Raw genomic sequence first — 11,944 nt, forward strand, 5'->3', positions numbered from 1 at the left:
AGAGATAATAAATGTTAGTGTGAGGGAATATCATGTCTAATCGAAAATATTTTGGTACAGATGGGATTCGCGGTAAAGTTGGCCAGTATCCTATTACACCAGATTTTGCGCTTAAATTAGGCTGGGCTGCTGGGCGAGTGCTAGCCAAAGATGGCGTTAAAAAAGTATTAATCGGTAAAGATACCCGCATTTCAGGCTATATGCTTGAATCAGCACTAGAAGCGGGATTTGCTTCTGCTGGTGTTGCCGCTGCGTTTACAGGACCAATGCCAACCCCTGCCATTGCATATTTAACCCGCACTTTTCGTGCTGATGCTGGCGTTGTCATTTCAGCCTCGCACAATCCTTTTTATGATAATGGTATTAAATTCTTTTCAACCGAAGGGAAAAAACTTGATGATACAATCGAATTAGAAATTGAAGCCGAGCTTGAAAAAGAGATCGATTGCGTTGAATCCAAACAACTTGGGCGAGCTAGCCGTATTACCGATGCTGCAGGGCGTTATATTGAATTTTGTAAAAGCACATTTGACCATGATTTAAGTTTGGCTGGATTAAAAATTGTTGTCGATTGCGCTAATGGTGCCACCTATCACATAGCGCCAAAAGTATTACGAGAACTAGGAGCACAAGTAATAAAAATTGGTTGTGAGCCAGATGGTGTTAACATCAATGAAAACTGTGGCGCAACTGACATAAAAGCGCTTGCTAAACGAGTTATTGATGAAAAAGCCAATTTAGGTTTTGCCTTAGATGGCGATGGTGACCGCATTATCATGGTTGATCATAAAGGTCGAAAAATTGATGGCGATTTAATTATCTATATCATTGCCCGTGAAGCATTAAGACAAGGTCAACTAAAAGGTGGCGTTGTAGGCACATTAATGAGCAATATGGGGCTTGAAATTGCCCTTAAAAATCTCGGTATCCCATTTGCTCGTGCTAAAGTTGGTGATCGTTATGTACTTGAAAAACTAATCGAAAAAAGTTGGCGCTTAGGTGCCGAAAATTCGGGACATGTTTTATTGTTAGATAAAACCACCACTGGTGATGGTATTATTGCTGGCTTACAAGTATTAGCAGCAATGATTCGTAATGATATGTCATTGGCTGACTTGTGCTGTGGTATGACAATGTTACCACAAGTATTAATTAATGTTCGATTTTCAGGTGAAAATGACCCCCTAAATAGTGATGAAGTGAAAGCGGCAATTAAACAAGCAGAAAAACAGCTTGGTCATAATGGTCGAGTTTTGATCCGTAAATCAGGAACCGAACCGCTAATTCGTGTTATGGTAGAAGGAAGCAATGAAAACGAAGTGCAAAAACTAGCAGAAACTATCGCTACAGCAGTTAAAGCTTAAAAATACCCCCAATCATGCCCATTAATTAAGCCATTAATTGAGCTGTATTGAGGTTAGAATAGTAAGAGAAGTTGCGTGCATTTACGTAAAATTAGTAAAAAGTGTCTAAAATTTTAATTTTGTTAATCAAAGGTTGACTTGTTATAGGCAATTAGGTTTAAAATAGTAACTTCAGATTATTACAGCAATTGCTTATATCTTTCAAGTGAAAACATGAGCAATATTTTTTATTTTTAAAAATAGGTTAAGAGGGTTATATGTCGGTTTCCTCTCCAGCTTCACCACAAGCTTATATCAAGCATCATCTTGAGAACTTGCAAGTAGGTTCTGGTTTTTGGACCTTAAATCTTGACTCATTGTTCTTTTCGATCTTACTTGGTGTTATCTTTTTATGGATATTCCATCGTGTAGCAAGAAAAGCCACTAGTGGCGTCCCAAGTAAACTGCAATGTGCAGTAGAAATGATTTTCGAATTTGTCAATAATACTGTTAAGGATATGTTTACTGGTCAAAATAAACTCATTGCGCCGTTAGCATTAACAGTGTTTATTTGGGTTTTCTTGATGAATTTAATGGATCTTATCCCTGTTGATTTTCTACCTTATGCTGGTCAGTATTTAGGTCTGTCACACTTGCGAGTTGTACCAACAGCAGATGTAAGCATTACTATGTCAATGTCCTTAGGTGTGTTTGCACTTATCATCATTTACTCAATCAAGTACAAAGGAATTTCAGGATTTGTTAAAGAATATACCTTGCATCCATTTAATCACTGGGCATTTGCACCTATCAATTTAGTACTTGAATTAGTTAGTCTATTAGCGAAACCTGTTTCTTTAGGGCTTCGACTTTTTGGAAATATGTATGCAGGTGAACTTATCTTCATCTTAATAGCTGCATTATTACCTTGGTGGTCACAGTGGGTATTATCGTTACCATGGGCCATTTTCCATATTTTAATAATTACGTTACAAGCTTTTATTTTTATGGTGTTGACGATCGTCTATTTGGCTATGGCGTCGGCAACGGAAGATCATTAATTTTAATATTTTTTTGTTAATAAACTGGAGTATATAATGGAAATGTTATTTGTAGCCGCAGGCATTATGATGGGATTAGCTGCAATTGGTGGTGCAGTTGGTATTGGTTTATTAGGTGGTAAATTTTTAGAAGGTGCTGCTCGTCAACCAGAATTAATGCCTATGTTACGTACTCAATTCTTTATCGTTATGGGTCTAGTTGATGCAATTCCAATGATCTGTGTAGGTATTGCGCTTTACGTTATTTTTGCTGTTGCAGGTTAATAAAAATTTAAGAGGAATCGTGTCATGAATATGAACGCAACTCTCCTCGGCCAAGCAATTACATTTGTATTGTTTGTTTGGTTCTGTATGAAGTTTGTTTGGCCTCCTGTTATTGGCGCGATTGAAAAACGCCAAAAAGAGATAGCCGAAGGACTTGCTTCAGCAGAAACAGCAAAAAAAGATTTGGAATTAGCCAAAGCAAATACATCTGACATAATGCAACAGGCTAAGGTTGAGGCTAATGCAATTATTGAGCAAGCGAATAAACGCAAAGCAATCATTCTTGAAGAAGCAAAGCAAGAAGCTTCTCGCGAAAAAGAACGAATTGTTGCTCAAGGACTTGCCGAAGTAGAAGCTGAACGCAAACGAGCAAGAGAAGAGCTTAAACAACAAGTCGCTACACTCGCTATTGCTGGTGCAGAAAAAATTATTGAACGTTCTGTTAATGAAGCCGCAAATAGCGACATCATTGATAAACTCGTAGCTGAACTATAAGGAGAATAGAGCAATGGCTGACTTAATTACGATTGCTCGCCCTTATGCTAAAGCCGCTTTCGAATTTGCGATAGAAAATAACAGCATCGAATCATGGCATAAAATGTTAGTGCTAACATCTGAAGTGAGTAAAGATACTCAAATAAGAAGTGTATTAACATCTGATATGAAAACTGATTCGGTGGCTAATTTACTCATCAACATTTGTAAAGATGTGTTAGATGAGTTTGGTACTAATTTTATTAAGATTATGGCTGAAAACAAACGATTATCACTTCTTCCTGAAGTGTTAACCTTGTTTGAACAATATTGTTTAGATAGAGAATTGCAAGCAGATGTTGATGTAATTTCTGCTAGTGAACTAACTAATGAGCAACTTAATAAAATTTCTGTCGCTGTCGAAAAACGTTTATCACGAAAAGTAAAACTAAAATGTCATATAGATAAATCGCTCATTTCTGGTTTTATTATTCGTACGGGCGATATGGTTATTGATAGTAGTATCAGAGGGCGTTTAAATCGTTTAAATAACGCTCTACAGTCTTAAGGGGACTGATAATGCAGCTAAATTCAACTGAAATAAGTGAACTAATTAAAGAGCGGATAGCTCAGTTCAATATTGTGAGTGATGCTCACAATGAAGGAACTATCATATCTGTAAGTGATGGTATCCTTCGAATCCACGGATTAACTGATGTAATGCAAGGCGAAATGATTGCATTACCAGGTGGCCGATATGCAATGGCATTAAACCTTGAAAGAGACTCCGTTGGTGCGGTAGTCATGGGACCATACGAAGACTTGTCTGAAGGTATGAAAGTACAATGTACTGGCCGTATTTTACAAGTACCAGTTGGTGAAGGTTTATTAGGCCGCGTTATTAACACACTAGGTGAACCAATTGATGGTAAAGGTTCACTTCAACATGACGGTTTTTCACCAGTAGAAGTAGTTGCACCTGGTGTTATCGATCGTAAATCCGTTGACCAAGCATTACAAACTGGTTATAAAGCCGTTGACTCAATGATTCCAATTGGACGTGGTCAACGTGAACTTATCATCGGTGACCGTCAAACAGGTAAAACAGCACTTGCTGTCGATGCAATCATCAACCAACGCGACTCAGGTGTAAAATGTATTTATGTTGCCATTGGTCAAAAACAATCAACTATTGCCAATGTTGTACGTAAACTTGAAGAGCATGGTGCACTTAAAAACACAATTGTGGTTGTGGCATCAGCGTCTGAATCAGCTGCGTTACAATACTTAGCGCCATATGCTGGTTGTGCAATGGGAGAATACTTCCGCGATCGTGGGCAAGATGCATTAATTGTTTATGATGATTTATCTAAACAAGCTGTTGCTTATCGTCAAATTTCGTTATTACTTCGTCGTCCGCCTGGACGTGAAGCTTATCCTGGTGATGTATTTTATCTTCATTCTCGCTTACTTGAACGCGCAGCGCGAGTCAACGAAGCCTATGTTGAAGAGTACACCAAAGGCGAAGTAAAAGGAAAAACAGGCTCATTAACAGCATTACCAATTATTGAAACTCAGGCTGGTGACGTTTCAGCATTCGTACCAACTAACGTAATTTCGATTACTGATGGACAGATTTTCCTTGAAACTAGCCTATTTAACTCAGGTATCCGCCCTGCGGTTAACCCTGGTATTTCGGTTTCACGTGTGGGTGGTGCTGCACAAACTAAGATAATGAAAAAATTATCAGGTGGTATTCGTACTGCGCTTGCACAGTATCGTGAATTAGCTGCGTTCTCTCAATTTGCATCAGACTTAGATGAAGCAACAAGAAACCAATTAAGTCACGGTGAAAAAGTAACAGAATTGTTAAAACAAAAGCAATACTCGCCAATGACTGTTGCTGAACAATCAATAGTACTTTACGCCGCTGAACGTGGTTATCTTGAAGATGTAGAATTAGCTAAAGTATTACCATTTGAAACAGCACTACTTGCTTATGCCCATAGTCAATATGCCGATTTTGTTAAATCAATTGATGAAACAGGTAATTACAATGATGAGATTGAAACTAAGCTAAAAGAATTACTTGAAAGCTTTAAATCAACTCAAACATGGTAAGGGTGAGGTAAAAAATGGCTAATGCAAAAGAGATTAGAACAAAAATTGCCAGTATCCAAAGTACGCAAAAAATCACTAAAGCGATGGAAATGGTTGCCAATTCTAAAATGCGTAAGACGCAAGATAGAATGGCGGCTAGTCGACCATATGCTGAAATGATTCGTGAAGTAATTGGACATTTAGCGTTAGCTCAGATAGGCGCCAAACATCCTTATTTAGAAGAAAGAGATGTAAAGCGAGTTGGCTATCTTATCATTTCAACCGATCGTGGTTTATGTGGTGGTTTAAATATCAATCTTTTCAAAACTGTCATTGCTGATATGTCAGCATGGCAGGAAAAAGGTGTTGAAGCTGATGTTGCTTTAATTGGTTCGCGTGGTGTTTCGTTTTTCTCATCAGTGAAAGCGAACATCTTAACTCAAGCTACTAATTTGGGCGATGAACCAAATTTATCCGATTTAATTGGGCCGGTAAAAACAATGCTTGAGGCATATGACAACGGTAAAATTGATAGATTATATATTGTCACAAACAAATTTATTAATACGATGTCACAAAAGCCGACAATTCAGCAATTATTACCTTTACCACCATCAGAAGATAAAAAACTCAAAGCTTCATCATGGGATTATATTTATGAGCCTGATGCTAAATCACTATTAGACGTGATTTTACGTCGCTATATTGAATCACAAGTTTATCAAGCAGTGGTTGATAATTTAGCGAGTGAACAAGCAGCAAGAATGGTGGCCATGAAAGCGGCAACGGATAACGGAGCAAACCTAATTAATGAGTTACAAATTGTGTATAACAAGGCACGTCAAGGTGCTATCACTAATGAATTAATTGATATTGTATCCGGTGCAGCCGCTGTTTCAGGTTAGTGCTAAATATTGGCTTATAGTTAAGAAAAAGACGTAGAGGATTAAAAATGGCTACTGGAAAGATTGTCCAGATCATCGGTGCGGTGGTTGATGTCGAATTCCCAGAAGATGCAGTACCAAAGGTATATGATGCATTAGAAGTGGAAACAGGCACTGAAAAATTAGTTCTGGAAGTTCAGCAACAATTAGGTGGTGGCGTTGTATGTTGTATCGCAATGGGTTCATCTGATGGTTTAAGACGTGGACTTGACGTAGTAAACACTGGTCACGGCATTGAAGTACCTGTTGGTACAAAAACACTAGGTCGTATTATGAACGTACTTGGTGATCCTGTTGATAAAGCAGGTCCTATTGGAGAAGAAGAACGTTGGGCGATTCACCGTGCAGCCCCAACCTATGAAGAACTTGCAAACTCAACCGAACTACTTGAAACAGGTATTAAAGTTATCGACTTAATTTGTCCATTTGCTAAAGGTGGTAAAGTTGGTCTGTTTGGTGGTGCTGGTGTAGGTAAAACCGTTAACATGATGGAGTTGATCCGTAATATCGCTATTGAACACTCAGGATACTCAGTGTTTACTGGTGTGGGAGAACGTACTCGTGAAGGTAATGACTTTTACCACGAAATGAAAGAATCAAACGTACTTGATAAAGTATCATTAGTTTACGGCCAAATGAATGAGCCACCAGGAAACCGTTTACGTGTTGCGTTAACTGGTTTAACTATGGCTGAAAAATTCCGTGACGAAGGTAAAGATGTTTTATTATTCATCGATAATATTTATCGCTATACATTAGCTGGTACTGAAGTATCTGCGTTATTAGGTCGTATGCCATCGGCAGTAGGTTATCAACCAACATTAGCTGAAGAAATGGGGTTACTACAAGAACGTATTACTTCAACTAAGACTGGTTCGATTACTTCAATCCAAGCGGTGTATGTGCCAGCAGATGACTTGACTGACCCATCACCAGCAACAACCTTTGCTCACTTAGATGCGACAATCGTATTAAGTCGACAAATTGCTTCTTTAGGTATCTATCCGGCAGTGGATCCATTAGATTCAACTAGTCGTCAATTAGATCCTTTAGTTGTTGGTCAAGAGCACTATGATTGTGCCCGTGGTGTTCAGTCAATTCTACAACGTTATCAAGAATTAAAAGATATTATTGCTATTCTTGGTATGGATGAGTTATCTGAAGATGATAAATTGATCGTTGCTCGTGCACGTAAAATTCAGCGCTTCTTATCTCAACCATTCTTTGTTGCAGAAGTATTTACTGGTTCACCAGGAAAATATGTACCTTTAAAAGATACGATCAGTGCATTTAAAGGAATCATGAATGGTGATTATGACCATATTCCTGAACAAGCATTCTATATGGTTGGTTCAATTGATGAAGCGATTGAGAAGGCAAAATCTCTCTAAGAGATTCATTGAACGAAGATCGTATTAATGGAGATCGTATTATGGCACTAACTTCCTATCAATTAGAAGTTGTTAGTGCTGAATCTCACCTGTTTTCGGGTGATGTTCAGCGAATCAGAGTCACAGGTAAGGAAGGTGAACTTGGGATTTATCCTGGCCATACCCCTTTACTCACAACCATAAAACCAGGCATGGTCGGCATTGTGAAAGCGGATGGTGAAGAAGAGTTTATTTATCTATCTGGTGGCATCTTAGAAGTACAACCTAACATCGTAACTATCTTGGCAGATACTGCAATTCGTGGTGAAGATTTAGATGAAGCAAGAGCACAAGAAGCAGTAAGACAAGCACAAGAACATATCAATCACCCAAGTGATGATATGTCATTTGCACAAGCATCTGCTGAATTATCAAAAGCTTTGGCAAAAATTCGCGTTATCGAATTGACTCGCCGTATGGGGCAATAATTTGCTTTTGATTTTTTATCATACACAAAAGGCTATTTTGTATTACAAGTAGCCTTTTTTAACTTTCCGATAAGTTGATTGCTAAAGGACTTTCCAACATTTACTTGTGAGTTGTACCCATTCTATATCCAAATTAAAGCTAAAAAAGATTAGTTAATCAATCGAATTATTTACTATCTACACTTAAATTATTTTTCGATACAAAATAAACGTCGCTCAATCCAGCTGAACAAAATTCAGTAATATCATTTTCGTTAACTTCTACTGTATCACCTTTTGTTATAACTTGATAGCTATTGCCATTATCATCATAAAAAACGAAGCGATAAATTTGGGTATATACATATTTTTTCTTTATCATATTATTTGTATTTTTCTTTTTTTCTGATGCCAATAATGTTACTGTTGTTTTTGATGGATCTAAATCAGCCATCTCAACGATTCCTCCATCATATTGCATCCACCGAGCCGCATGATTCATGAAAGCATTTGCACAATTAGGTGTTTTAGCAAAAGAGATTATAGGCCACATTATTAGCCCAATAATTAAGAAATTTTTTTTCATTTTACAACCTTTAATTTTTTGTCTTGCCGTATTCATTTAGCTAAATAATTGATAAAGCAATAATATAGTTTGGTTAAACACGTCTGAAATCTTTAGTAATTTCACTAATTAATCAAAATAATCAACCTGGCGTTTTGCTACTAAATAACTATCAACGTTACCTATTGAGCATTCTTTATCAGAATCTTCATTTTTTGTGATGACTTCGTAAGATTTATTTTGATTATCATACAAAACAAAGTGGTAAATTTGTGTATATAAACCCTTACTTTTCTGTTCAGATGCTAAAAGTGTTATTCTCAATTTTGATTGATTCAAATTTTCAATCTCCACTATATTACTACTTTTCAACCACTCTTTAGCCTTATTCAAAGCGTGATTATGGCAATCTGGCCCTTTAGCAAAGGATAGAATTGGACATAATATTAACAATATTAATAAAGAAAGCTTTTTCATATAATTACCTTAAATTATTCTTTTTTACCTATATTACTTATATCGTTGACTAAAAACAGTCTAAAATACCGGGTTTACTTACCTATTATTAGATAACCTATTGATGAACTTGGTTTTTGGATATTAGATATTTATTCACATCACTCATTGAACATTCTTCGTATGATGCTTGGCTTTTTGTAATAACTTCGTAACTATTACCATTCTTATCATAAAAAACAAAGTGATAAATTTGCGTATATAAATCTTTTTTTATTTTCTCTGAGGCCAATTGCATTATTTTGGTTTTTGATTCATCCAAGTCTTGGATATCTACTATCTTTTCATTTTTCATCCAAACCATGGTCATGTTCATAGGCCAAGTATAACAATTAGGTCCTTTGGCTAAAGATACTAGTGGCCATGACATTAACAATATCAGTATAGTTAGTTTTTTCATATTATTACCTAAATTGATTTCTTGTAGATGACGCCAAAAAGTGTACCATGTAAAAATTAAGTTGTAATTATAGACTGCTGATCTTTTGTGTTTATATATTAATCAACAATACATTGGTAGCCACAAAAGTATAAATATCAGCGATAACATGCTGGCATAATTCCTATTTGTTCTAAATGCTGAGTTATTGCACCTGAGCTATGTTGATGTGCTTGCACAATAGATCATCGAGAAAAACCCATTCGAAATCAGCTATACTTAATAATTATTTGATAATATACATTAATATACTTTTTTCTAAACCATAAATTAAAACATCTATAAACTGTATTTCATTCACTAAATGTAGTTGGCAAATCTCGCCAAGAAATACCTGTTCTTATTTGGAACAGTATTTCCTCAAATGTCACCCTATATTCTGTTTTATTATAAACTCGATTCGTACTTTTCATTATTTTCAGTCGCGTTTCCTTCCCACTGCTTATCTGTTAACATTGTTAACGGTATAATGAACTAAGTTATGGTTATTTTTGGCAAAATTATTATAACGTTCACTATGTCATTTAAAAACTGCCATCAAAGATAAACACATCATAGATAAATTGTGATTTTTTAATCGTGTGATAACGTAATTTTTTATTTTACCACGTGAAACTCAACTAGTTAGTGGTGTATAAATTACTTTATTAGCCGTTTCAAAAATATATGGCTTACCATTTGTATTAAAAATAATTACCATATGAATGTATGGAGAGTTTGTTGCTTGTTTAATAGCCAGACTTTGTTGATTGTGTGGATGGAAAAATAAAATCACTATCTTGAGGTTTATAACTAGCAATACTAAAAAGCTAACTAAAGACAGACAGCATAAATAATATAATAAAACGTATTAAATTCCCCTTACCTGTAAATAATGTTATAAATTATAAAATAGCTACTTATAAAATAGTATTTGTAAGTAGCTATCTAAATGGGAAACTAGTCTTGATGAGTAAAAATAGAAGCAAATTTATTTTTATACATCTCTTTACTAGCCTTAACAAATCGAATTGTTTTGAAAATACCTAATAAGCTTGCTTGATGCATACGGTATAACAAACGATGAATAGTTAAAGCAAAAAAACCTTTAACATTCATTTCGCGTTTACCAGCAATTTTAACTACACCTTGTGCTGTATCATGGAGAGAAATAATCGTTCCATTATCAACATAATTAAATGATTTCATGGGTTTATTATTTAACATGTTAATGATATTTTCATAACATATTTTTGCCATTTGATGTGCGGCTTGTGCAGTAGCTGGTGAGGCACGCCCGCTGTTTTGCATAGCATAAGCACAATCACCAATAACAAAAATATTATCATCGCGCGTTGTTTGTAATGTTGGTTTAACTACCAGTTGATTCGAACGGCTTGATTCTAAACCAGCAATATCTTTTAAATAGTCTGGCGCTTTTACACCTGCAGTCCAAATCATAATATCTGCGCTAATAATATCGCCTTCCTTTGGATAAAAGCCGTTACTTTCCGCCTTGGTTATCATGGTTTTTGTTAATACATGAATACCACGTTTTTGAAGGGTATCGGTAATATTTAATGCCGTTTTTTCAGGTAAAGCAGGTAAAATACGGTCAGTTGCTTCAATAATAGATACATCAAGCAAATCAGAACACATTTTATTACGACCACAGTTGCCAAATGTTTCAACCATATGAGGTAACTCAGAAGCTAATTCAACACCTGTTGCGCCACCACCAACAATAGCAATACGAATTTTATCTTCAGTCGTCGTTTCATGTTCATCAATAATTGAACAAAAACTAGCAAATTTTGTAATCAGTGTTTCACGTAGACGAATTGCAGCGTTTTGGTCATCTAAAAAGATACAATGTTCTTTAACTCCAGGTGTGCCAAAATCGTTTGAAGTACTTCCTATTGCCACAACTAATGTATCATATGGTACAGAAATAGATTCACTATTTGAATTCTCAATAATAACATGCTTTTCTTCACGATTAAGATTAGTAAACGTGCCTTGAATAAATTGAAAATGGTGTTGTTGTCCTTGTTCAGCATAATCAATTTTATCAGCTTGCTCATTTAGAATACCAGTAGCAACTTCATGTAATAAAGGTTTCCAAATATGATAAGTATTTTTATCTATTAGTGTAACCTCGGCTTGATTACTTTTCCCTAATTTATCGCCGAGATCAGTTGCTAATTCTAATCCTCCTGCGCCACCACCAATAATAATTATTTTAACCATATTAAATACCTTAAATTTTTATTTTTTAATAGTTTACTAAATAAGTAGGTTTTTATCTATTTTATTTGACTAATATCACTTATAAATAAAACCTATTAAAGTATCATTTTATAATTAATAAAATTTATTTTAAGTAGATATAAAAAATCAGTTACCACTATAATAACTTAGT

At 35.5% G+C, this 11,944-nt stretch carries 13 protein-coding genes and 1 pseudogene; 9 read left to right on the forward strand and 5 right to left on the reverse strand.

The features are described 5' to 3' along the window. The first annotated feature begins 32 nt into the window (after positions 1-32). The 9 genes from glmM (at position 33) to A9G32_RS12350 (ending at position 8,044) form a co-directional block, all read left to right on the forward strand. A complete protein-coding gene (gene glmM / locus A9G32_RS12310) occupies positions 33-1,364 on the forward strand; it encodes a phosphoglucosamine mutase (protein ID WP_065590587.1) in 1,332 nt (443 codons plus the stop codon). A 257-nt stretch (positions 1,365-1,621) separates the two neighbouring features. After that, the gene (gene atpB / locus A9G32_RS12315; protein WP_034911226.1) at positions 1,622-2,404 is read left to right on the forward strand and encodes a F0F1 ATP synthase subunit A; all 783 of its coding nucleotides are present in this window, start codon (positions 1,622-1,624) and stop codon (positions 2,402-2,404) included. A 36-nt stretch (positions 2,405-2,440) separates the two neighbouring features. After that, a complete protein-coding gene (gene atpE / locus A9G32_RS12320) occupies positions 2,441-2,668 on the forward strand; it encodes a F0F1 ATP synthase subunit C (protein WP_411588181.1) in 228 nt (75 codons plus the stop codon). A gap of 24 nt (positions 2,669-2,692) precedes the next feature. Next, positions 2,693-3,163 carry a F0F1 ATP synthase subunit B gene (atpF, locus tag A9G32_RS12325; protein ID WP_034911222.1) on the forward strand — a complete coding sequence of 157 codons (471 nt, stop codon included), beginning with the start codon at positions 2,693-2,695 and terminating at the stop codon, positions 3,161-3,163. Between the two features lie 13 nt (positions 3,164-3,176). Beyond that, on the forward strand, positions 3,177-3,710 hold the full coding sequence (atpH, locus tag A9G32_RS12330; RefSeq protein ID WP_065590588.1) for a F0F1 ATP synthase subunit delta: 534 nt from the start codon (positions 3,177-3,179) through the stop codon (positions 3,708-3,710). 11 nt (positions 3,711-3,721) lie between these two features. Next, positions 3,722-5,263: a F0F1 ATP synthase subunit alpha gene (atpA, locus tag A9G32_RS12335; RefSeq protein WP_034911218.1), complete on the forward strand. Its 1,542-nt coding sequence runs from the start codon at positions 3,722-3,724 to the stop codon at positions 5,261-5,263. Between the two features lie 14 nt (positions 5,264-5,277). Next, positions 5,278-6,147 carry a F0F1 ATP synthase subunit gamma gene (atpG, locus tag A9G32_RS12340; RefSeq protein ID WP_065590589.1) on the forward strand — a complete coding sequence of 290 codons (870 nt, stop codon included), beginning with the start codon at positions 5,278-5,280 and terminating at the stop codon, positions 6,145-6,147. A gap of 47 nt (positions 6,148-6,194) precedes the next feature. After that, positions 6,195-7,577: a F0F1 ATP synthase subunit beta gene (gene atpD, locus A9G32_RS12345; protein WP_034911215.1), complete on the forward strand. Its 1,383-nt coding sequence runs from the start codon at positions 6,195-6,197 to the stop codon at positions 7,575-7,577. Positions 7,578-7,618: 41 nt separating this feature from the next. Then, on the forward strand, positions 7,619-8,044 hold the full coding sequence (locus tag A9G32_RS12350; protein WP_034911289.1) for a F0F1 ATP synthase subunit epsilon: 426 nt from the start codon (positions 7,619-7,621) through the stop codon (positions 8,042-8,044). Between the two features lie 166 nt (positions 8,045-8,210). Here the strand turns inward: A9G32_RS12350 and A9G32_RS12355 are convergent, their stop codons facing one another. From A9G32_RS12355 to A9G32_RS12370, 5 genes and pseudogenes are all read right to left on the reverse strand, one after another. Further along, positions 8,211-8,609 carry a hypothetical protein gene (locus A9G32_RS12355; protein WP_065590590.1) on the reverse strand — a complete coding sequence of 133 codons (399 nt, stop codon included), beginning with the start codon at positions 8,607-8,609 and terminating at the stop codon, positions 8,211-8,213. A gap of 108 nt (positions 8,610-8,717) precedes the next feature. Then, positions 8,718-9,065: a hypothetical protein gene (locus A9G32_RS12360; protein ID WP_065590591.1), complete on the reverse strand. Its 348-nt coding sequence runs from the start codon at positions 9,063-9,065 to the stop codon at positions 8,718-8,720. 97 nt (positions 9,066-9,162) lie between these two features. Beyond that, a complete protein-coding gene (locus tag A9G32_RS12365) occupies positions 9,163-9,504 on the reverse strand; it encodes a hypothetical protein (protein ID WP_065590592.1) in 342 nt (113 codons plus the stop codon). A gap of 161 nt (positions 9,505-9,665) precedes the next feature. After that, a pseudogene (locus tag A9G32_RS13760) lies at positions 9,666-10,011 on the reverse strand (transposase); the annotation flags it as partial. Between the two features lie 471 nt (positions 10,012-10,482). After that, the gene (locus A9G32_RS12370; protein WP_065590593.1) at positions 10,483-11,772 is read right to left on the reverse strand and encodes an NAD(P)/FAD-dependent oxidoreductase; all 1,290 of its coding nucleotides are present in this window, start codon (positions 11,770-11,772) and stop codon (positions 10,483-10,485) included. Positions 11,773-11,944 lie beyond the last annotated feature (172 nt).

The organism is Gilliamella sp. Gris3-2 (assembly GCF_001690345.1).
Classification (GTDB): Bacteria; Pseudomonadota; Gammaproteobacteria; order Enterobacterales; family Orbaceae; genus Gilliamella; species Gilliamella bombi.